Annotated in this window: 21 protein-coding genes; 10 read left to right on the top strand and 11 right to left on the bottom strand. The window is 71.9% G+C overall.

All coding sequences use genetic code 11. From position 1 onward, the window contains the following. Nucleotides 1-382 precede the first annotated feature (382 nt). From ACWDAK_RS31790 to ACWDAK_RS31805, 4 genes are all read right to left on the bottom strand, one after another. Nucleotides 383-697, bottom strand: coding sequence for a hypothetical protein (locus tag ACWDAK_RS31790; RefSeq protein ID WP_427395480.1), 315 nt, complete (start codon nt 695-697; stop codon nt 383-385). 52 nt (nt 698-749) lie between these two features. Beyond that, nucleotides 750-1,034, bottom strand: a complete 285-nt coding sequence (locus ACWDAK_RS31795) for a hypothetical protein (protein ID WP_344636736.1) — start codon at nt 1,032-1,034, stop codon at nt 750-752. A gap of 233 nt (nt 1,035-1,267) precedes the next feature. After that, the gene (locus ACWDAK_RS31800; protein ID WP_427395481.1) at nt 1,268-1,789 is read right to left on the bottom strand and encodes a hypothetical protein; all 522 of its coding nucleotides are present in this window, start codon (nt 1,787-1,789) and stop codon (nt 1,268-1,270) included. 57 nt (nt 1,790-1,846) lie between these two features. Continuing rightward, nucleotides 1,847-2,026: a hypothetical protein gene (locus ACWDAK_RS31805; RefSeq protein ID WP_344636738.1), complete on the bottom strand. Its 180-nt coding sequence runs from the start codon at nt 2,024-2,026 to the stop codon at nt 1,847-1,849. A gap of 831 nt (nt 2,027-2,857) precedes the next feature. On the opposite strand from ACWDAK_RS31805, the gene ACWDAK_RS31810 reads away from it, so the two are divergent. After that, the gene (locus ACWDAK_RS31810) at nt 2,858-3,397 is read left to right on the top strand and encodes an NUDIX hydrolase (RefSeq protein WP_344636739.1); all 540 of its coding nucleotides are present in this window, start codon (nt 2,858-2,860) and stop codon (nt 3,395-3,397) included. Nucleotides 3,398-3,961: 564 nt separating this feature from the next. On the opposite strand, the gene ACWDAK_RS31815 is transcribed toward ACWDAK_RS31810, so the two are convergent. Beyond that, nucleotides 3,962-4,747, bottom strand: coding sequence for a hypothetical protein (locus ACWDAK_RS31815; RefSeq protein ID WP_344636740.1), 786 nt, complete (start codon nt 4,745-4,747; stop codon nt 3,962-3,964). 216 nt (nt 4,748-4,963) lie between these two features. On the opposite strand from ACWDAK_RS31815, the gene ACWDAK_RS31820 reads away from it, so the two are divergent. Then, nucleotides 4,964-6,802, top strand: a complete 1,839-nt coding sequence (locus ACWDAK_RS31820) for a flavin monoamine oxidase family protein (RefSeq protein WP_427395482.1) — start codon at nt 4,964-4,966, stop codon at nt 6,800-6,802. A gap of 371 nt (nt 6,803-7,173) precedes the next feature. Here the strand turns inward: ACWDAK_RS31820 and ACWDAK_RS31825 are convergent, their stop codons facing one another. Both ACWDAK_RS31825 and ACWDAK_RS31830 read right to left on the bottom strand, forming a co-directional pair. Continuing rightward, entirely contained in the window at nt 7,174-7,956 is a 783-nt protein-coding gene (locus tag ACWDAK_RS31825) for a hypothetical protein (protein ID WP_449806519.1), read from the bottom strand. 336 nt (nt 7,957-8,292) lie between these two features. Further along, nucleotides 8,293-8,973 carry an AAA family ATPase gene (locus ACWDAK_RS31830; RefSeq protein ID WP_425557613.1) on the bottom strand — a complete coding sequence of 227 codons (681 nt, stop codon included), beginning with the start codon at nt 8,971-8,973 and terminating at the stop codon, nt 8,293-8,295. A 203-nt stretch (nt 8,974-9,176) separates the two neighbouring features. Here ACWDAK_RS31830 and ACWDAK_RS31835 point away from each other — a divergent pair, with 203 nt between their 5' ends. From ACWDAK_RS31835 to ACWDAK_RS31845, 3 genes are all read left to right on the top strand, one after another. Next, nucleotides 9,177-10,058 (top strand): hypothetical protein, encoded by an 882-nt coding sequence (locus ACWDAK_RS31835; protein ID WP_344636743.1) that lies wholly within the window; start codon nt 9,177-9,179, stop codon nt 10,056-10,058. Nucleotides 10,059-10,286: 228 nt separating this feature from the next. After that, nucleotides 10,287-11,162 carry an ATP-grasp domain-containing protein gene (locus ACWDAK_RS31840; RefSeq protein WP_427395484.1) on the top strand — a complete coding sequence of 292 codons (876 nt, stop codon included), beginning with the start codon at nt 10,287-10,289 and terminating at the stop codon, nt 11,160-11,162. Beyond that, nucleotides 11,159-12,040: an ATP-grasp domain-containing protein gene (locus ACWDAK_RS31845; protein ID WP_427395485.1), complete on the top strand. Its 882-nt coding sequence runs from the start codon at nt 11,159-11,161 to the stop codon at nt 12,038-12,040. The genes ACWDAK_RS31840 and ACWDAK_RS31845 overlap by 4 nt, the downstream gene beginning before the upstream one ends. On the opposite strand, the gene ACWDAK_RS31850 is transcribed toward ACWDAK_RS31845, so the two are convergent. The 3 genes from ACWDAK_RS31850 to ACWDAK_RS31860 all read right to left on the bottom strand — a co-directional run bounded on the left by ACWDAK_RS31850 (nt 12,034) and on the right by ACWDAK_RS31860 (nt 15,107). Then, nucleotides 12,034-12,273, bottom strand: a complete 240-nt coding sequence (locus tag ACWDAK_RS31850) for a ferredoxin (RefSeq protein WP_344636746.1) — start codon at nt 12,271-12,273, stop codon at nt 12,034-12,036. The two genes, ACWDAK_RS31845 and ACWDAK_RS31850, sit on opposite strands and share 7 nt — an antisense overlap. Further along, entirely contained in the window at nt 12,270-13,478 is a 1,209-nt protein-coding gene (locus tag ACWDAK_RS31855; protein ID WP_427395486.1) for a cytochrome P450, read from the bottom strand. The genes ACWDAK_RS31850 and ACWDAK_RS31855 overlap by 4 nt, the downstream gene beginning before the upstream one ends. 189 nt (nt 13,479-13,667) lie before the next feature. Next, nucleotides 13,668-15,107: a DUF2252 domain-containing protein gene (locus ACWDAK_RS31860; protein ID WP_344636748.1), complete on the bottom strand. Its 1,440-nt coding sequence runs from the start codon at nt 15,105-15,107 to the stop codon at nt 13,668-13,670. 226 nt (nt 15,108-15,333) lie between these two features. Here ACWDAK_RS31860 and ACWDAK_RS31865 point away from each other — a divergent pair, with 226 nt between their 5' ends. Together ACWDAK_RS31865 and ACWDAK_RS31870 are read left to right on the top strand one after the other, a co-directional pair. Then, complete coding sequence (locus ACWDAK_RS31865) at nt 15,334-15,735, top strand: pyridoxamine 5'-phosphate oxidase family protein (RefSeq protein ID WP_344636749.1); 402 nt, start codon at nt 15,334-15,336, stop codon at nt 15,733-15,735. 116 nt (nt 15,736-15,851) lie between these two features. Then, nucleotides 15,852-16,040 (top strand): hypothetical protein, encoded by a 189-nt coding sequence (locus ACWDAK_RS31870; RefSeq protein ID WP_344636750.1) that lies wholly within the window; start codon nt 15,852-15,854, stop codon nt 16,038-16,040. Between the two features lie 58 nt (nt 16,041-16,098). Here ACWDAK_RS31870 and ACWDAK_RS31875 read toward each other — a convergent pair whose 3' ends face one another. Continuing rightward, on the bottom strand, nt 16,099-16,602 hold the full coding sequence (locus ACWDAK_RS31875) for an FBP domain-containing protein (RefSeq protein ID WP_427395487.1): 504 nt from the start codon (nt 16,600-16,602) through the stop codon (nt 16,099-16,101). Between the two features lie 187 nt (nt 16,603-16,789). Here ACWDAK_RS31875 and ACWDAK_RS31880 point away from each other — a divergent pair, with 187 nt between their 5' ends. From ACWDAK_RS31880 to ACWDAK_RS31890, 3 genes are read left to right on the top strand one after another with little or no spacing between them, the layout of a single operon-like run. Further along, on the top strand, nt 16,790-17,602 hold the full coding sequence (locus tag ACWDAK_RS31880; RefSeq protein WP_344636752.1) for an SDR family NAD(P)-dependent oxidoreductase: 813 nt from the start codon (nt 16,790-16,792) through the stop codon (nt 17,600-17,602). Beyond that, the gene (locus ACWDAK_RS31885) at nt 17,602-18,843 is read left to right on the top strand and encodes an aminotransferase class I/II-fold pyridoxal phosphate-dependent enzyme (protein WP_344636753.1); all 1,242 of its coding nucleotides are present in this window, start codon (nt 17,602-17,604) and stop codon (nt 18,841-18,843) included. Before ACWDAK_RS31880 ends, ACWDAK_RS31885 begins: the two co-directional genes overlap by 1 nt. Nucleotides 18,844-18,897: 54 nt before the next feature. Beyond that, a complete protein-coding gene (locus ACWDAK_RS31890) occupies nt 18,898-19,629 on the top strand; it encodes a tyrosine-protein phosphatase (RefSeq protein WP_344636754.1) in 732 nt (243 codons plus the stop codon). Nucleotides 19,630-19,800 lie beyond the last annotated feature (171 nt).

The following is a 19,800-nucleotide window of genomic DNA, read 5'->3' on the forward strand; positions in this document are numbered from 1 at the left end:
CGCCGTGGGCCAGTTCCAGAACCGAGAGCGTCGGGGAGCGCGCCGAGTGCGGCGTGCTCCCCGACCAGACAAGGACCTGCAATGCGTCTATCCGTGATTGGCTGTGGTCACCTCGGCATCCCGCATGCGGCGGCGAAAATTGGTCGTCCTGGCCACCGAGTGGCCCGAGTACCAGCAAACCGACCCGCAGGCCCTGGTAGGCCATCCCGCCAACCCGCTGTTGGTCGACTGCCGCACCACCCTCGCCCCCGGTCTCTGGCACGCCGCGGGCTGGACCGTGCGCCAGCTCGGACGACCCGGGAAGCAGAACCGGGCCCCGCGTGGATGGGATACCGAGTACCCATCCATGCGGAAACCTGGAGTTGAGACTCGGAGGGCCCGTTCAGGCCGCGGCCGGCTCCTTCAGGGCGTCGATCAACGCCTGCCACGTCTGCGCATGACACGCCTCGACGCGAGCCAGCTCCCACAACGGATGCGCACGCACCGCGAGAGTCGCCTCCAGGTACGCGTCCCGCAGCTGGCCGAGCTCGGCGGTCTCCTCCTCGTCCCACGGCGCGCGAGCGATGACATCATCCGGGTGCAACTCTCGGCGGTGGGCCTGCACCGTCGCGCAGTACTCGCCGACCGCCAGCTCTGCAGCGGTGGTAGCGCGGTGGAGTTCGACCAGGTCGTCGGGGAGAGGCAGAGCGTTCGGCACGGCGGCTGTCGTACGGGCGCCCTGGGGGGATCCCACGCAATGGAGCTGTTCGTCAGAATGGTTCGGTACCGCTGCCCTTGATCTCCAGTCGGCCCTCGCCAATCGCATTCCCAGTAGCCGTGAAATGACCCTCCCGGCCGCCGGGCAGCCGCAGGATGCCCCCATGGCTAGCTGGCAGCGCCCAGATCTCGGCGTCCCGATCGGTGCTTGCTACGGCCTGGATAGTGCCCCGCCAGGTGAACAGGTCCCCGGCGGGGTGTTCGGCGTGGAGGTCCGCCTCGACGGGGATCTCCACGCCGCCGTGGATGACGACGGCCGGGCCGTGGTAGCTGCTCATGGCTTCAGGCTATGCGCGGGCAGGCCCTCAAGGGGATCGGCTCGCGGAGGGCTACTGGGTGTCGGCCGGAGGATTGGGTGCGGCGGCCAGCGCCCGTTTGGCCCCGGCCCCTGCCGTTTTGGCGCCAGCAGTTGCAGCTACCGCGCCAGCGATCGAGGCCCAGGCCCCGGCGATCGCGGCTACGGCGCCAGCGGTGGCTGCCACGCGGATCGCCCAGCGGGTGTAGGTGTCGTTCACGGTTGGTGGTCCTCTCCGGTTGGGTGTGGACCACCTCGAAGCTCACCCCCGCGACTTTGGACTGAAACGCTTGCGCATGGCCAGCGACGGTCTCGGCGTGGTCGTGCATCATCTGGGCGTGCGTCTCCAGCGCACTCGGGTCGATCCGGAAACCGAACCACCCCGCCCCCGCCAAAGACACCCAAGGCAGACTCCGCAGCCTGGAAGACAAGACCGGACACGGCCCGGCCGACAACCTCGACCAGCGGATCAACCGCAGCCTCGATCACCTGCCCGATGATGTACTGCTCCAGCTGCTGCTCCAGGTAGTTGACGGGCTTCTTCGCTCCCTCCTCGATCAACAGCGCCGCGGCCTCCGCCGCACCGAAGGTGGCCACCGCGGCCGCCTGGTCGGCCACGAACGCCGCGGCCATCAGTACCAGCTCGCCGATCGCCTCCACCTTCATCCCGACGATCACATCCGCAGCCACGTCCAGCGCAGTTGCCACCGTGTGGCAGGCCTGCACCAGCTCATCCATGTGACTGGCCGACAGACGCGCCCACTTGGCGAGCAGCGCCTCGTGCGAAGCGCCCTGTTATGCCTCGCCCGGCCGCTGGATCGTCGCCGTCGAATCCCGGTGCGCGGAGTCGATGTTCTCCGCGAACTCCCTTACGTGCGAGGCGTACTCGCGGACCTTGTCCTCATTCACCGTGGGCCAGTTGATCCCGATGAACGACAGGAACGACTCCACCTCGCTCGGCAGCTCGATAGCCAAGCCGAAAGCACCCCCCGTTGGTGCATGGTGCACTGACCGTAACCCAGGACACCGTCACGAAGAAACAGAACAAGCTCCTCTGTATCTCGACCAGGACTACAGCGCGGCCTTGACCGCGCTACGGGGCGAGCCAAACTCTCGTGCCGTCAGCTGATATGAGGCACGCCCCCTATCACCGGTGACCTCACCGTCCGCACCACCCGACTCAACCAGCGCGCGGCCGAGATCAGCGAACAGTACACCGACGTGGACGAGTGGCACACGCTCACCGGCAGCCCCAGTCCCATCCCGGCCGGCGGCATCCAAGCTCTCCACTCGGTACGCCGCAACGGTCGCTGCTTCAGACGCCCGACTGCTCCTCGTCACCGTCAAACCTCGCTGATGTCTGTACACCATTCGGTGGAAGGGTGCGTGATCGGATCAACTGCCAGTGACAGAGGTGCTATCCACGTTCTACAACCGCAGTCGGAACCCGGCCCCTGCGGCGTATTTCGGAAGGAGAACCATGACTGTCTCCCGTGCGCTGGCGACCACGGCCGCCGGACTGGCCTTCACCACACTGGCTCTCATCGCACCGTCAGCAACCCCGATGGCCGCAGCGGCCGACAGCTGCCGCGGTAGCGCCTGCGATGGAAAGAACCCGAAAGCCATGGGCTGTGGAGCCGGGGCGCAGGACATCAAGGGCACTGCTGGTGTAGTAGTAGCGGGCGGTGGTGTCGGTGGTGCTCCGTTCGTTCACGGGGTCCTCCCGCCGCCCTCCAGCAGGGACCAGCCGCCGGCAGACGAAGGAACGGGCACCCCGGCCCCGGGCCGGAGCCGTACAGTCCAGCCATGACCGACACCACCGCGTCGTGGCGCGAGATCGAACGCACCACGGTGTTCAGCAAGTTCGGCCGGTCCGTGGACCGCGTCGACTTCGAGTTGCCCGACGGACAAAAGGAGGAGTTCTACCTCAAGCGCGAGCGCCCGGGCGGCGCGGTGCTCGCCCTCACCCCCGACCGGCGCGTCATCCTCGCCCGCCAGTACCGGCCCGGCCCCGCACGTGTGCTGTACGAACTGCCCGGCGGCATCATCGAACCCGGCGAGCAGGCGGCGGACGCCATCGCCCGGGAACTGCTGGAGGAGACCGGCTACCAGGGCGAACTCCACGCCGCCGGACCGTACTGGCACGACGCCTACTCCAATGCCCTGCGCATCGCCTTCTTCGCCACCAATTGCGTCAAGGTCGCGGAGCCGACCCCGGATCGCACCGAGTTCATCGACGTCGTCACCCTCCCCCTGCCCGAGTTCCGCACCACCGTGCTCCGCAGGGGCGAGATGACCGACACCGCCGCCGCCTACCTCGCCCTGGACTGCCTCCAGCTCCTGTAACCCCGGGGTGGGCAGGCGGGCCGGCGCCGCAGCTCACCCGCGTACGCCGGGAGGCCGCGATCGCCGCCTCCTTCCCGAGTGACTGCGAGCACGGCTCGCCCTGCCGAGTCCGATTTCGGCGAGGCGAGACGCTCGCAAGCTGTCCGGCGATGAGCTTGGAGGTTCGGGTCTCGTGCTCAGCCGTGCCGACACGCTATATGCGCCGCTGGTGCGCGTTTCCGAACCGCTGGCGCTGCCTGTCTGCTGAACTGGTACCAGAACGATGGCCTTCGTCAGTCGGTCGCTCCTGTTTCAGTTCTGCACATCGTCGAGTACCCCGAGATGGCGCTGCGCAAGGCAGCGGCGGAGGCGGAGGCGTAGGCCGAGCCCCACGGCGGCCTCCAGCTACTCGGGCACGGCCCTCGGCCGCCACCGCTGGCCTTCGGCGTCGTGGCCGCCTTCGCGAGTACGTCGCCCTCCTGAACCCGGACGTCGGGCCTCGCAGTCGCCGGCTGGCGGCCACTACAAGCGACGAGGCCACAGCCCGGGAGCTGAAGCCTCGTCACGACAAGCACCGTTGCAGTACTAGTGGGCTTCGGCAGGCGTGTTTCCGGTGTCCGTGGCCGCGCGGGTGAGGGCGGCCTGGACGGTGTCGAGTTCTACGGTGAGCTGGTCGCGGAGGGTGGGCAGCAGCGCGAGGGCGGCGCGGGCGGTGTCCGGGTCGGGGTCCGGGTCGGCCTGGGCGGCGGTGATCGCGGCACGCAGCGGCATGGTGGTGAGCGCGGTCTCCCAGGCGGTCCGGTGTACGCCCTGCGCATAGCGGGCGGTCAGGAGCTCCAGTGGGTCGAGCGCGAGTCCGGCCGGCTCCCCGGGGGCGGTGAGGCGGTGGCTGGGCAGCAGCCAGGCGATGCCGTCGCGGGCGATCAGGTCGAAGGCCCGGCTCTCGTCCGGCACCGCCCACTGCCCGTCCCCGGTGGTGGCCTCGGCGAGCAGCCGCTCCAGCATCGCCTCCTCGCGCGGATCGGCGGCCCGCTCGGGATGCGGCCGGTCCCCGACCACCTGTTCCAGGTGGTACCGCTGGCCCCAGCTGCCGACCCGGCGTCGCATCGCTCCCGCGCGGGTCTCCCGGATCGCCGCGAGCGCCAGCGCCCGGGTGGTGAGGTCCCGCCGCACCAGCACCTGGGAGGTTGCGGGCGTCACCCGGGCGAGCTCGGTCTTGATCACGGCCACCGAGGGTCCGTCGTACCACCGCAGGGTCCAGCGGCGGCGTTCGGAGTCGAACCAGGTCTCGATCGGGGTCCGGTGGCGGGTGCCGAGCCGTTCGGCAAGGCGGCGCAGGCGTACCTCAAGGGAGGGGGTGGGGGTGGGCATGAACCGCACAGTAGCGATCGGCGCGGTGCGTGGCGCGTAACGCCGCCGGGCGCCGGCCGGGGTCCACCCGTGGTGATCGCTCGGACGGGTGAGGCCCGCCCGGCCGCGGCCCGGTCGCCGCTCGAACCGGTGAACCGCCTTGCGACGGCGTGACCTTGGACCGCTCCTCCCGTTGCCCCGGGTGTTGTCCGAGTGTGTATGCGATGGAGTGATTCCGTGGACCTGCCCAGTGATCTGCCCACCGATCCGTCAACCGGCCGGCGGGGGGCGAGCCGGCCGCGCGGCGGGCTCTCGCGCCGGACGCTGTTCGGTTCGGCCGCCGCGGCCACCGTGGCCGGAACCGCCGGATTCGCCGGCCGGGCGGCGGCCGCGGTGCCGGCGGCCGTACCGCGCGGTGCCGACGAGCACCAGGCGCGCGACCTGGCGCGGAAGATGCTGATGGTCAGCGACGACGAGCGGCGCGACCTGACGCTCGAGTACCTGAAGATCCTGATCGACGGCAAGCTGCCGCCCAGGGCCCCGCGCAAGAAGGTCCTGGTGGTCGGTGCCGGGGTGGCGGGCATGACCGCCGCGTACCTGCTCAAGCAGGCCGGGCACGAGGTGGTGGTGATCGAGGCCAACGCCAGCCGCACCGGCGGTCGGGTGAAGACCTTCCGGAACATCTTCGAGGACAAGCGGCTGCACGCCGAGGCGGGCGCCATGCGGCTGCCGGACTTCCACCCGATGGTGCTGGCACTGGCCGACAAGCTGGGCGTCAAGCGGCGGCTGTTCTACAACGCCGATGTCGCGCCCGGTGCCAGGCCGGTGGGCGAGGTGCCGGCGGTGGTCCACCGCTCGTTCACCGGCGAGGTCTGGAGCAACGGGCCGGCCGACTCCACCTTCAAGGCGCCCACGGCCAACTTCCGCACCTGGATCCAGGTCAACGGCGCGCGCAGCACCCGGGCCGCCTACGCCCAGTCCCCGGTCGCGATCAACCGCACCTTCGGCGCCGATCTGGCCGGCACCACCACGGCGGCCGTCAACGACGCGTTCAAGAAGGTCACGGTGCCGGACGGTCCGATCGCCGACCGGCTGGCCGCCTGGACGGACATCTTCCGGAAGTACGCCGACTACTCCACCCGCCGCTTCCTGTCCGAGGAGGCCGGGTGGGACGACAACCGGATCCAGGCCGCCGGCACCCTGGAGAACATGACGTCGCGGTTGCACTACTCCCTGGTGCCGACGCTGATCGACCACGCGGTGATCAGCCCGACCAACCGCTACTGGGAACTGGAGGGCGGCACTGCCGTCCTCACCGACAAGCTCGCCGAGCAGCTGAAGGGTGAGCTGCGGATGGGCCGCCGGATGACCCGCCTGGTGCAGACGGACAGCGGGGTGCGTATCGAGACCACCGCGGAGAGCGGCGACGAGGAGTCCTGCGACGGTGCGCCGACCGCCCCCACGGAGGTCTTCCAGGGTGACTACGCCATCGTCACCATCCCGTTCAGCGCGCTGCGGTTCTGTTCCATCGAGCCGTTGATGTCGTACCAGAAGCGACGTGCGGTGACCGAGTTGCACTACGACTCGGCGACCAAGGTGCTGCTGGAGTTCAAGAACCGGTTCTGGGAGGAGGGCGGCGCCGGCTTCACCGGCGGCGGCTGCGTCTCGGACAGTGCCAGCCGGTTCACCTACTTCCCCTCGCACTCGCCGCAGGGGTCGAAGGGCGGCGTGGTGCTGGCGTCCTACACATGGTCGGACGACGCGATGCGCTGGGACTCGCTGACGCCGGGCGAGCGGTACGCCTTCGCACTGAACGACATGGAGCGGATGTTCGGGCCCCGGGTCCGTGCCGAGTTCACCGGGGTGGGCGCCACCCAGTCCTGGGCCCGGGCCCGTTACGCGCTCGGCGAGGCGGTGATGTTCACCCCCGGCCAGGTGCACGACCTGCACCCGGCAGCCAGGACCGTCGAGGGTCGGGTGCACTTCGCCGGTGAGCACACCAGCCTGAAGCCGGCCTGGATCGAGGGCGCGCTGGAGTCAGCTGTGCGGACCTTCCTGGAGGTGCATCCGCGCTAGCGGCTGCACCCGGTTGTGCCGAAGGCGGTGAGCGGGGGCGACCCCTGGCTCACGGGTCTTCTTCGGCCGCGAGCTGGCTGGTTGTACGCGGGCGCGGCGGACATGGTTCCTCCTTTCGACCGGCGGACGCATGACCGAGGCGGGCCATGCGCATGACACGCTAGCCAGGTTGAGGGCCCGTGGGGAAGAGTGCCTACTTGATCGAGTAGCCCTTCCGTAGTCGAAGGGCTACTCGCGGTAGCCCGAGTGGGGGTGCCCACGCGCCGGGTTCCGTCACTCAGGGCGGCGCTGCAGAGGGCGATGATGCCCGGGGCGCCGTCGCTGAGTCCCGTCCTGCTCCGCCAGGTGCCGTCCGCCGAGCGCATCCGGTCTCACACCGCGCCGTGTGGAGCGGGCGGTGGGGGCGGAGAGTCCATGATCTTGTCGTACCGGAATGGCAGGAAGTTGTTCTCGATCAGGAAGGAGCGGGAGTAGGTCGACTGCCGGGCGTGCGTTCCGCTGTGGGCCAGTTCCAGGACCACCGCGGCCGCGTGTGCCGCATTGGCCCACTTCTTGAAGAGGACGACGTGCTGGTCCGTCTTGTCGATCATGTCGCCGGCCCGCAACTCGTCCAGGCCGTCCAGCCGGGTGGCGAAGTCCGGAAGCGTCCAGGTGGTCTCGCCCCAGTTGTCGGCGGCGCTCGACGGCAGGTTCCAGGCCATCGAGATGTAGCCGGAGCAGTCAGTGCGGTAAGTGCCCCCGCTGTCCGTGTGCTTGACGCTCTTGCTGTACGGGACGCCCTCCGTCACCCAGGTCTGCGCCCTGGCGATCACGTCGGTGCGGGAGATCGGCTGCCCGGCTTGCCCCAGCGGGTCGGTGATCGGGCCGGACGGGAAGCCCGCGGCCGCCGCCCCCGCGGCGAGTTCCTCGGCCGTCGCGGTACTGGGGTCGGGGACCGTCGGGGTGAAGGGGGTGAGCCAGCTCGACGGCGTGCGGGCAGTTGGTGCGGGAGGCGCCGCGGTCCTGGCGGACGAGGGCCGTGCGGCCGCCGGTAACCGGGTGCCGGGCCGGCCGGTGGCGGCGTACGAGAGGCTCTGCGTGCCCGTGCCCGTGCCCGTGCCCGTGCCCAGGCACAGGGCGACGGCGGCCCACAGGGCGGCGGAACGGCGAGTCATCGGCTTGCGCATGGCAGCGGTCTCCAGTGACGGTGCTGACGGAGGCTCGTACGAGGCCGTGCAGGCCGACAGCGGGGTCGACCGCATGACCTCGGCTGGACGGGGCTCGAACCACCGGCCACTGACCCCTGAGCGGTATCCCGATGATCGGAGGGGTCGCCCGTGTACCCCGTCCGGCGCGCCGTCGGACGGACGATTGGCGGCGGGCAATGACCCGGACGAACGACCTGACACCGTGTCGGCCGATGGTGCAGCGGATCGGCCCGCGCCGGCCCGCGCCGGCCCGCGCCGGCTCGGATCGCCTATGCCGGCTCGGGTTTGGCGGTCGGTGCTCGCTCAGGCCGTGAACTCGATCCCTCGCAGCCCACGGGCCGCCGCGCGATCGAGCAGCACCGCGGACGCGCAGCCCGCCACCGCCCCCGACGGGCCGGCCAGTTCGGCGCGCAGCCGGCCGACGGCGCGGCGGTGCCGGGTGAAGGCGTACGCGGACACCCGGCGGGCCCGGGCGTACTGGCCCTGTCTGGCCTCGGCCGGGGTGCTGTCGAGGAGTATCAGATGCAGCCGGCGGCCCTGCCGGTGCGCCGCTCTGACCAGCCAGTCGCGGACCCAGGGCAGGGTGCCGCAGTCGTGCACGAGCAGCGGACCACCCGCCAGCAGCGCCCGGTGCAGCCGCCGGTAGTGGTGCAGCCGGACCAGCGGGCGGTAGACCGCGTACGGCAGGCCGGGCGGGAGCAGGCGGGCGTAGTGCTCACGGCTGAACTGGGAGTCGATGGCCGGCGCCTGGGCGCAGCGCCGTATCAGGGTGCTCTTGCCGCTGCCGGGCAGGCCGCTGACCACCACCAAGTCGCCGGGCGGGTAGCTCAGTACGGCCGGGCCGGCCGGGGGCGTGCCGTGCCGTAGGTCGTGCAGACCGCGCGGGCGCAGCACCCACGGCCGCTCCGGGCGGCCCGGCGCGGGCTGGGCGCCGATGCTCGCGGTGGCGGACCGAGTGAGGCCGGAGCCGATGGTTTTCCGCACTTTCCCTCCTCATCCTCCCGGATTTCTCCACTCCCCTGGGTTGTCCATGGGATTGTCAAGAGATGGTAATGGCGGGGTCTGACAGTGCTGCGGCACCGAAGGCGCAAGGGGTCGACTCGGAGCGGCTTCGGGACTCGGCTGTGACGTTTTGGCGCTCTGTCGCGTTGATGGCCTGAGGGAATGTGGGTGTACGGAGGTCCGGGATGGTCGCGAGCAACTGTGTCTGCGCCGGTGGTGGAATCGGCCGTGGTGCCGGTGGTGCGAGGCGCGCCGTGCTGGGCCGGGCCGAGGACGTGCGGTGGGCCGCCGGTGCGGTGGTGGCGGGGCTGGCAGTGGCGCACGGCTTCGGGAACTTCTACGCGCTGACGGCGCGTCCGGAGGAAGTGGTGGTCCGGCGGGTCAACCTGATGAAGGGCCGGCCCGCCGGGCAGACCGGCAGTGTGACCACCGCGCCGGCCCGGATTCCGCTGCTCTTCGACTGGGCCCGGCTGCCCGACGGGATCGGCCACCGGGAGGTGACCGCACTGATCGATGCGCTGTTCACGCTGGGCCCGTTCGGCTTCCAGGGGCCCGCGCCCGCCGACCTGCCCGGCCATCTGACGGCGGAGGAGGACGGCCGGCGCACCGTCCAGGTGATCGCCCCGGGTTACTCCTGCCCGTCGAACGAGTTCCTCTCCCGGGCGCTGGCCGGCACCCGGAGCGATCTGCTGTTCATCACCTCGGCCAACCGCTCCCGGCGCGCCACCGGCGCCGACGAGGAGCCCGCGCACTGGCGGGCGGCGGCCCTGCGGGCCGAGTTCGGCCGGGAGGCCGGGGTGCGGATGCTGGAGCACGCCGACGAGGAGGCCGCGCGCCGCAACCACCCCTTGCACGAGCCGATGTCCACCTCGGTGCTGGCCTTCCATCGGACCGACGGCGTCGACGAGCACGGGCGGCCGCGGCTGGTGCTCCAGCGGCACGGCTCGCTCCCGCTGGAGCGGATCCGGCAGGCCGCCGAGCGCTTCGGCTTCGGTCTGACGCTCGGCCCCGGCGCGCAGCGGCGGTTGTCGAGGCGCCAGTACGACGACGCCGCCGAAGGGAGTTGAACCGCCCGAAACCTCGGCTAAATTCAGCCGTGGCGCTCTTGTTGCCGTTTCATTACCTCCTGGGTGATCTTGTCCGGGCAATTCATGGCATCCTGGGGCGCTGAGACCGACAGGCAACAGGGAACGCGGGCGTCGGCCGATCCTATTCCCGAGGTCCCCGTTGCCGGCCGGTCCGAGGCCGGCCGAGCCCGGTCGGCCGGTGAAGTCGGGGGACAGGGGTAGTACGCGATGAGATTCTGCTTCCTGGTGGAGGAGCAGTACCGAAACGATGGCATGCCACTCGACGTGGTGCGCCAACTGCGGGCCTGGGGCCACCGGGTGGACGTACTGCGGCCCGGCGGTTCGCTGCTCGACCTCGGCGAGCTGATCCGGGACGGTGCCCATGACGCCTGGGTGCTCAAGACCGTCTCCGGCGGCCCTGGTCTGGGACTGTTGGAGGCTGCCGCCGGCGCCGGACTGACCACCATCAACGATGCCCGGGCGATCCGGGGCGTACGGGACAAGGCTCGGGCCGCCGTGCTGGCCGAGCTGGCCGGTCTGCCCGTCCCGGCGACCTGGGCGGCGGCCAGGACCGAGGACCTGGCCCGGATACCGGTGGACCGCTACCCGCTGGTCGTCAAGCCCGCCGACGGAAGCTCGGGCCGGGCGGTCCACCGGGTCGACGCCCCGGAGCAGTTGACGGCGCTTGAGCAGTGCCCCGGGAGTGAGGGCCTGCTTCTCGCGCAGCCGTACGTGCCCAACGCCGGTGTGGATCTCAAGGTTTACTGCGCCGGTGGTGAACTGTTCGGCACCGAGCGGACTTCGCCGCTCGCCCGGGGCGGCGGGCCGGTCCGGGAGCGGCCGGTGGCGCTGAGCCCCGAGGTCGCCGCCATCGCCACGGCCGTCGGCGAGGTCTACGGCCTGGACCTGTACGGGGTGGACGTCCTGCTCGGCCCGGACGGGCCCGTGGTGGTGGACGTGAATGACTTCCCGAGCTTCCGGCAGGTGCCGGACGCCGTGGCCAAGGTGTCCCGGGCCGTCCTTCGACTGGCGCTGAACGGATCCTCGTGGCCGTCGGCGCTGCCGGGCGCGGTCCGGATCCCCGACCAGGTGGGCGCCGTATGAGGATCGGCCTGCTGACCGCGGCTCCCGGGCACCCGCTGCTGGCGGCCACCGCGGCCCTGCTGGCCGAGGACGGGCACCGGGTGGCGCACCTGGCGCCCGACCAGGATCCGCCAGAGCCGGCCGCGCTCGCCGAGGTGTACCTGCTCAAGGCCCGCACTCCGGCGGCGCTCGTACTCGCCGAGCGGCTGGAGAACATGGGAGTGCCGGTGGTCAACTCGGGCGCCTCGACCGGCTTCTGCCAGGACCGGGTGCGGATGGCCCGCCTCGCCGAGCGGGCCGGGCTCCCTTTCGCCGCCACCACCGCACTGCCGGACCTGGCGGCGCTGGCGGGCCGAGGGCCGGTCCGGCACCCACTGGTGGTGAAGAGCCGGCACAGCCGCCGGGGCGACCTGGTCGCGAGGGTGGCGGACGACCGCCGGTTGCGTGAGCTCGCCGACCGGTGGCCCGGGGAGCCGGTGGTGGTCCAGGACCTGGCGCCCGGATCGGGCTGGGACCACAAGCTCTGGGTGGTCGCGGGAGAGGTCTTCGCGGAGCTGCGCCATTCCGAGCTCGCCGAGGGGGAGCGACTGCCGTCCCGTTCGGTGGATGAACTTCCGTACGGCTGGCGGGAGTTGGCGCTTCACGTCGGTGAGGTGTTCGGGCTGGATGTGTACGGGGTGGACATCCTGGACGTCGGGGGCGTGCCGCTGATCGTGGATGTGAACGCCTTCCCGGGGATCCGGGGGCAGCAGGGCGCGCCGGGCGCGCTGGCCCGGTTGGCGGTCGCGGTGGGACACGGGCTGCACCGGCCGAGAACGCTCCGACCGGCGGTGACCGGGGCCGGAGAACCGGTGCCGCCGCCCGGCGGGGCGGCGGCACCCAGAGGGATGGCTCAGTAGCGTGGGGCGAGCAACTCGCCGGTGGCGGCCGAGTGCACGGTGATGGCCTCGACCGGGCACAGCTCCGCCGCCTCGGTCAGGTTCGGCAGGTCGTCCGAGACGGGGCGCAGCACTCTGGCCCGTCCGTCCGGGCCGAGTTCGAGATCGCCGGGAGCGGTGCGGGCGCAGGCACCGGTGCCCACGCAGCGGGTGCCGTCCACCCGTACGGTCAGCTCCCGCTCGGCGGCGCTCACCAGGCCACCCGCAGCGATGCCGGGCTCCGGGTAAGCAGGCCCGTGCGCCAGGCGATCCCCTCGACCGGCTCGGCGAGCCGCAGGCCGGGCAGTCGCCTCGCCAGCTGGTGCAGGCCCAGCTCCAGCTCCATCCGGGCCAGCCAGGCGCCCAGGCAGTGGTGCGGTCCGGCGCCGAAGGTGAGGCTGGGGGTGCCGAGCGGGGCGAAGTGGTCGAGCGTTTCGCTCGGCGGGTAGACCTCGGGATCGTGGTTGGCGGTGCGCACGTCGGCGGCCACCACGCTGCCGGCCGAGATGGCCACCCCGCCGATCTCCAGGTCGGCGACGGCCCGGCGGAGCAGGCCGGGAATCTCGGCGGTGTCGCCGAGCGGGACGGCGCGCAGCAGCTGTTCGGCGGCGGCGGCGGCGTTCTCCTGATCCGCCCCGATCCGCGCCCAGGCGGCCGGGGACTCGGTGAGCAGCTGGACCAGCGCGTTGCCGAAGGAGGTCATCGTGGTCTCGTGCCCGGCCACCACCAACCCGCAGACCAGCACCACCAGTTGGCCTTCGGTCACGCCCTCGGTGACGTCCGCCGCCTGCAGCAGGCTGCTGACCAGGTCATCGCCGGGGTTCTTCCGGCGCTGGGCGATGAGCTGCTCCGAGAAGGCGTAGAACTCGCGCATCGCCTGCCGGACCCGCTCGGCCGGGTAGGCGGAGGTGGAGAGCGCGTGGTCGCTCCAGTAGGAGAGCCGCTCGTGGTCCACGCCGTCCAGGTCCATCAGCCGGCTGATCACCGCGATGGGCAGTGAACCGGTGAGCCCGGCGATCACGTCGACCGGAGAACCCGAGGCCTCGAGGCCGTCGATCAGCTCCTCGACCACCGACTCCACCCAGGGGCGCCAGCGCTCGATCGCCCTTGGGGTGAAGGCGCGTTGGACGGTACGGCGGAGCCGCTGGTGCTCGGGTCCGTCGATGTTGAGAAGGCCCTCCGGATCGTCCAGGAGGTTCGGGCCGGTGGAGGTCGGCGGCGCGTCCGGTGTGTAGAGCGAGGCGCGGTCCAGCCGCGGATCGGTCAGCACCTGCCGGACGTCCGCGTGCCTGGTCGCCAGCCAGACCGGAGTGCCGTTGGGCAGCGCGGTCAGTCTGGGTGGCCCGGGCTCCGCGTGGCGCAGACAGTGCAGTGGGATCAGCGGCTCGGCGGATTCGGCCTCACCATGCTCGACGGTCATTCCGTCCTCCTCGCGGTCGGGGGAGGGCACGCCACGTCTGCGCGCCGTTACCGACGGTAACTCGCCGCGTCCCGGGCAGGAAGACCGTGAACCGGCCAAGGGATCATCGAATGTCGGCCATTCGGGGCGGCGGACCGGCCGTGGGGCCCGCTGTCGGGCAGTGGGCCCCACGGCCGGTCCGGGGAGCGGTCAGACGCCGGTCTCGGCGGGGAGCCGACCGGAGCGCACGGCGGCGAGCAGCGCCGCGTGGTCGGCCTCACTCTGGTCCGCGTAGGCCACCGCGAACGCGGCCATCGCCTCGTCCAGGGCCTCGCTCTTGCCGCAGTACCCGGCGATCACGGCCGCGTCGGCGGTGTGGGCGTGGGCCCGCGCGAGCAGCGCACCGGTCAGCCGGCCGTAGTCGTCCAGCTGCTCCGGCAGCAGGACCGCCGGGTCGACGCTGCCCTTGCGGTTACGGAACTGCCGTACCTGGTAAGGGAGTCCGTTCACCGTGGTCCAGCCCATCAGTATGTCGCTGACCACCTGCATCCGCTTCTGGCCGAGCACCACCCGGCGGCCCTCGTGCCCGGCGGCTGACACCGGGTACCCCGCCCGGGCCAGATGCGGAAGCAGGGCGGACGGCCGGGCCTCCTTGACCTGGAGCACCAGCGGTTCCTCGCGCCGGTCCAGCAGCAGCACGACGTACGAGCGGGTGCCGACGCTGCCGGTGCCGACCACGCGGAACGCCACGTCGTGCACGCTGTAGCGGGCCAGCAGCGGGTGCAGCTCGACCGGAACCGTCTCCAGGTACTCGGCGAGGGAGTTCGCGACCTCCGCCGCCCGGGTGTCCGACACCTCGCTGAGCACGGGCGGTGCGGCGGTGAACCGCCACTGGCCGTCCCGGCCCCGGACGGTGGACTCGGCGGCGAACTTGGCGCTGGTGTTGCGCAGTGCTTTGGCGCCCACACCGTCCAGCACGTCGGTCAGTTCATGTGCGTCGGCGAAGGTCACGAGCCTGTCGTCGGCGACCGCGTTCCAGGCGTCCTGGGCGGGGAGCCTGGCCAGCAGGCGCATCGTCCGCCGGTAGGAGCGGACCGTGTCGAAGGCGGCCCGGCGGCAGGTGGGCTCGTCCGTGCCCGCCTGCCGGCCCGCCAGCACCAGGCTCGTCGCCAGCCGCTTGAGATCCCACTCCCACGGCCCGGGCACGGTCTCGTCGAAGTCGTTTATGTCCATCACCAGACGGCCGGTGGCGTCGCCGTAGAGGCCGAAGTTGGCCGCGTGCGCGTCGCCGCACAGCTGCGCCAGGACGCCCGAGGCCGGTCCGGCGGCCAGGTCGCAGGCCATCAGGCCGGCCGCGCCGCGCAGGAAGGCGAAGGGGGAGGCGGACATCCGGCCGACCCGGATCGGGACCAGCTCCGGGAGCCGCCCGGCGTTGCCCTCCTCGACGGCCCGCGCCACGCTCGGGCGGTCCTCGGGAAGGGTGAGCCGCGCATGCGCCTCGCGGGGCACCTGCTCACGCAGCCGCCGGCCGCGCCGCTTCTCACCCCTGGGCGGCGGCCACGGCGCGAAGCCCGGGACCGCGAAGGTCCTGCTGCCCTCCCGCACCGTGTGCCCCTTGCTCCCCGTCCTCGGTTCGACCGTCCTCGCCACTGCCGGACTCCGTTCCCTCACACGCCATCAGTTGGCTTTGCCGCAGGTGGGAACGGTACCTGGTGGGGCTGGACAGAGGCGGCAACTGAGCTGGGGAGGCGACGTAGCGGCGGACGGGCGTGCCGGACGGGTGCGCCGGACGTGGCAGGACCGGCCGGACCCACCGGGGACGGGGAGTTCGGTAGGAGCCCGGTGGGCGCCGGAGCCCGCGACGTAGCATGCCGGTATGCCTCATGACCCGCGTGCGCTGGACGAGAACCTGCTCGACTTCTGGCGCGAGTACCACCTCTGCACCCTGACCACCCTGCGGCCGGACGGCACCCCGCACGTCGTCCCGGTGGGCGCGACCCTCGACCCGGAGACCGGCACAGCCCGGGTGATCAGCAGCCGGAACAGCCGCAAGGTCCGCAATGTGCTGGCGGCCGGGCCGGGCGGGCTGCGGGTCGCGGTCTGCCAGGTGGACCGGGCGCGTTGGTGCACGCTGGAGGGCATCGCGGTGGTGAGCGACGACCCGGAGCGGATCGCCGAGGGCGTGCGCCGCTACGCCGAGCGCTACCGCCAGCCGCGGGAGAACCCGGAGCGCGTGGTCATCGAGATCGCGGTGGACCGGGTGCTCGGGCGGGGCTGAGCCCGCGCGGAGGGGCGCCGCGGTGGGCGCTCAGTGATCGTTTATCGGCTGTTGAGAGCCGGACGCGAGGATCGGGGTGTCCACCGCCCGCAGCTCGCGAGGAGAGTGCCCGCCGCATGCCGTCCAACGACCTCACCCAGCCCGCCGATCAGACCGACGACGCCGAGAACTTCCGCAAGCTGCTGAGCGGGTTGGTCAGTTCCCTGGACACGGACCGGCGTGAACTCGCCTCCCGCGGGGAGTTGCCCAGGGCCCGGAGTGCCGTCCCGCCCCGGGCTCCCGGGCTTGCGGCGCTGGCCGGCTGACCGTGCGGGCGCGTCGCAGCGTCGTACGGAGCACGCGGCAGTGCGGCGGGCCTGAAGGTCAGGCGGACTGGAGCACCTGGTCCAGGAAGGCGTCCAGATTCACCTGGGTCCGCAGGATCTGCTCCTCCAGCGTCAGCGACTCGGTGACGCGCTCGGCCAGTTGCGAACGTTTCTTCCCCCGGACGTACAGCGAGCAGGCGAGGTCCGCGCAGACGTAGGTTCCGACGGTGCTGCCGTCGCGTCCGGCCTGGCCCGCGCGGCGGGCGGCCAGCAGTGCGACGCCCGAACCGGCGTGGGTGGTTATGCAGAAGGAGCAGAGGTTGCTCTTCAGCACGCTCCGGCGGATGCCCGTGGTGGCGCGCAGCGTGATCCCGACCAGGCCGTCGGGCCGCTCGGCGACCAGGTAGGCGCGGTCAGGGGCGCCCGGATCGCGCCAGCCCAGGAAGTCCAGATCCGCCCAGGGAAGATCGGCCGATTCACGGGGCAGCCGGAGCCTGCGCGCCTCTCCTTTGGTGCAGTTCACGAAGGAAGCGCGGATCTGTTCGTCGGTGACCGGTTTCATGTGATCGGAAGCTAGCACCGCGCCGCGCCGGCGTCGCCTGAATTTCTCCGGGGGCTGTCGCTATGCTCATGCCGGTGCGATGATCAAGCCGGTTCATGACCGAGCCGCGAGCGAGCTGCCCCAGCAGGGCAGTTGGATCCCGTCCGCGCGCCGGCCGCGCGGACGGCAGCCGAGCCCGAGGGGGCCCATGGAAAAGCGGAATGTCCTGATCACCGGCGGCTCGGCGGGCATCGGACGCGCCTGCGTGGCACGGTTCGCCGCCGACGGGCACCGGGTCTGGTTCACCTACCACTCGGGCCGGGAACGCGCCGCCGAGCTCGCCGAGGAGTTGAACCGCGAGGGACCGGGGACGGTCCGGGCCTTCCCGTTCCGCCAGGGCGAGTGGTCCGACCACGAGCGCCTGGTCGGCGAACTCCCCGGCCCCGTCGACATCCTGGTCAACAACGCGGGCGCGGGATCGGCCACCATCGAGCGCTACGCCGAGGGAGCCGCGCACGAACAGGACGCCGCGCTGCTGCGGATCAACGCGGTCGGGCCGCTCTGGCTGATCGGGCAACTGCTGCCCGGGATGCGGGAACGCGGCTTCGGCAAGATCGTCAACGTCTCCAGCGTCGGCGGGGGCATCTCCCAGTTCCCCGGCTTCCGGCTCGCCGACGGGATGAGCAAGGCCGCCGTCGGCCACCTCACCCGGCAGCTGGCCGCCGAACTCGCCCACGAGAACGTGGACGTCTTCGCCGTCTGCCCCGGTGCCACCGCGACCGGCATGTTCGAGGCCAGCACCCTCACCGGCCTCTCGTCGGACGAACGGGCCGGGCTGCTCGCCCGCCTGCCGCGCGGACGGCTGATCGAACCGGACGAGGTCGCCGAGCTGGTCCACTGGCTGGCCGGCCCGCACTCCGCGCTGCTGCACGGCGCCGTCATCGACGCCTCGATGGGACTGGGCGTCCACCCGGGACTCATCACCGCAGCCCCCACCCACCACGACGCCGGAGGCCACTGATGGTGTCACGGACCGCCGCCGCCCTCACGGCCGCCTCCCCGGCCATTGCCGAGGCCCACTTCCGCGCCGAGGCGCGGCCCTACCACCCCCGGCTGCGCCCGGACGGCTACCTCAACCTGGGCACCGCCGAGAACCGGCTGGTCGGTGACCTGCTCGCGGACCACCTCGCCCGGCCGGGCGCGCTCACCGAGGAGAACACCCGCTACGCCGAACTCCACGGAAGCCCCGTGCTGCGCCGGCGGATCGCCGAACTCCTCACCCGCACCGGCCGGTCCGCGGTCGATCCGGAGGACCTGGTGGTGGTCAGCGGCGCCACGGCCGCGCTCGACATCATCGCCACCATCCTCTGCGACCCGGGCGAGGCGATCGTCGTGCCCGCGCCCTACTACGCGGCCTTCGACACCGACCTCGGCGGCCGGTCCGGCGCGCGGGTGGTCCCCGCGCTGCTGGACGAGTCCGACGACTTCGCGCTCTCGGCCCGGGCGGTGGACCGTACGGTCACCGAACTGCACCGGCAGGGCGTGACGGTCCGGGCGGTGGTGCTGGCCTCGCCGTCCAATCCGCTCGGCCAGGTGCACAGCGCCGAGCAACTGCGCGAGCTAACCCAGGTGGCGGCGGCCCACGACCTGGACCTGGTCGGCGACGAGCTGTACTCGCACTCGGTGTTCGGCCCGACCCCGTTCACCAGCCTGCGAAACCCGGCCGTCGGCCAGGCCAGGGCGGGCCGGACCCACACCATCTGGGGCTTCGCCAAGGACTTCGGCCTGCCCGGTTTCAAGACCGGGGTGCTGCACGTGACGGACCCCCGGGTCCGCGCGGCCGCCCGCGCACTGTCCTACTTCGCCCCGGTCTCCACCGGTACCCAGTCCTTCCTCGCCGACCTGCTGGACGACCCCGAGTGGACGGCCGGCTTCCTCGCCGAGAACCGGCGCCGGCTCGCCGCCTCGTATGCGGCGACCGCCGGCGCGCTGGCCCGGGAGGGCATACCACACATCCCGGCGGAGGCCGGCTGCTCGCTCTGGCTGGACCTGCGCGACCGGCTGCCCGAGCCGACCTACGACGGCGAGCGCGAGCTCTGGCGGACCATCCTGGAGCAGGCCAGGGTCAGCATCATCCCCGGCGAGATCTTCCATCCCAACGCCCCCGGCTGGTTCCGACTCTGCCACACCCAGGACCAGGAGACGGTCGCCGAGGCGGTGGCCAGGCTGGGCAGGCTGCTCGGTTCGCGGCCTCGGCCCTGAGGCGCAACCGACCCTGGCCCCGGGAGTCAACTGCCGTGGCTCTACAGTGAACTGATGATCAGACACATCGAGTTCGACCGACTGCACAATTTCCGAGACCTCGGCGGCTACCGCACGGAGGACGGCCGTACCGTGCGCTGGGGCGCGCTCTACCGGTCGGACTCGCTGGCCAAGCTTGCCGGCGAGCCCGACCGGGAGCGTTTCCGGGCCCTGGGCATCCGTACCGTGATCGACCTGCGCTACCCCTGGGAGATCGAGGCCAGGGGCCGGGTACCGGAGGACCTCGGGGTCGCGTACCACAACCTCAGCATCGAGCACCGCCCGTACGACCAGGCGGCGCTCGGCCCCGAGACCGACACGGCGGCCTTCCTCGCCGAGCGGTACGCGGAGGTGGCCGAGGACGGGGTGAAGGAGCTCCGGCGGGTCCTGGAAGTGATCGCCGCCGACGGCGGCCCGCTGGTCTTCCACTGCGCATCGGGCAAGGACCGTACGGGAATCGTGGCCGCGCTGGTACTGGACCTGCTCGGAGTGCCCGAGGAGACGGTGGTGGCCGACTTCGCGCTGACCGGGCTCGCCACCGAGCGGCTGATCGCGGACTGGCGCGCGGCGAATCCGGGCCACGAGCTGAACTGGCCCGGGTACGGGACCGCGCCGGCCGTGCTGATGCGGCTCTTCCTCGACGGGCTGGCGGAGCGGCACGGGTCCGTGCGTGGCTATGTCGGCGAAGTCCTGGGCCTCGGGACGGAGTTCGGCGAGCGGCTACGCGAGCGGCTGCTCGTCGACTGAGCTCGGGCGGCCGTCAACGGCGGCCTCGGGGCACTCCGGAGCCGCCGTGCCGTCGGCCGGGGCCCGGGGCGGGGCTGTTCAGCGGCCCTGAGGGGGTTCTCAGGCGCCGGGGATCCGCACCCGCATGGTCAGGCCGCCTTCCGGGCGTGCGGTGGCCTCGATGGCGCCGCC

The organism is Kitasatospora sp. NPDC001175 (assembly GCF_053598215.1).

Coding starts and splice junctions, on each gene's coding strand:
- ACWDAK_RS31870 (WP_344636750.1), top strand. CDS start 15,852: ATGCCGTCCAACGACCTCACCCAGCCCGCCGATCAGACCGACGACGCC.
- ACWDAK_RS31880 (WP_344636752.1), top strand. CDS start 16,790: ATGGAAAAGCGGAATGTCCTGATCACCGGCGGCTCGGCGGGCATCGGA.
- ACWDAK_RS31840 (WP_427395484.1), top strand. CDS start 10,287: ATGAGATTCTGCTTCCTGGTGGAGGAGCAGTACCGAAACGATGGCATG.
- ACWDAK_RS31815 (WP_344636740.1), bottom strand. CDS start 4,747: ATGCCCACCCCCACCCCCTCCCTTGAGGTACGCCTGCGCCGCCTTGCC.
- ACWDAK_RS31810 (WP_344636739.1), top strand. CDS start 2,858: ATGACCGACACCACCGCGTCGTGGCGCGAGATCGAACGCACCACGGTG.
- ACWDAK_RS31795 (WP_344636736.1), bottom strand. CDS start 1,034: ATGAGCAGCTACCACGGCCCGGCCGTCGTCATCCACGGCGGCGTGGAG.
- ACWDAK_RS31855 (WP_427395486.1), bottom strand. CDS start 13,478: ATGACCGTCGAGCATGGTGAGGCCGAATCCGCCGAGCCGCTGATCCCA.
- ACWDAK_RS31845 (WP_427395485.1), top strand. CDS start 11,159: ATGAGGATCGGCCTGCTGACCGCGGCTCCCGGGCACCCGCTGCTGGCG.
- ACWDAK_RS31885 (WP_344636753.1), top strand. CDS start 17,602: ATGGTGTCACGGACCGCCGCCGCCCTCACGGCCGCCTCCCCGGCCATT.
- ACWDAK_RS31835 (WP_344636743.1), top strand. CDS start 9,177: ATGGTCGCGAGCAACTGTGTCTGCGCCGGTGGTGGAATCGGCCGTGGT.
- ACWDAK_RS31865 (WP_344636749.1), top strand. CDS start 15,334: ATGCCTCATGACCCGCGTGCGCTGGACGAGAACCTGCTCGACTTCTGG.
- ACWDAK_RS31890 (WP_344636754.1), top strand. CDS start 18,898: ATGATCAGACACATCGAGTTCGACCGACTGCACAATTTCCGAGACCTC.
- ACWDAK_RS31800 (WP_427395481.1), bottom strand. CDS start 1,789: ATGGATGAGCTGGTGCAGGCCTGCCACACGGTGGCAACTGCGCTGGAC.
- ACWDAK_RS31825 (WP_449806519.1), bottom strand. CDS start 7,956: ATGACTCGCCGTTCCGCCGCCCTGTGGGCCGCCGTCGCCCTGTGCCTG.
- ACWDAK_RS31875 (WP_427395487.1), bottom strand. CDS start 16,602: ATGAAACCGGTCACCGACGAACAGATCCGCGCTTCCTTCGTGAACTGC.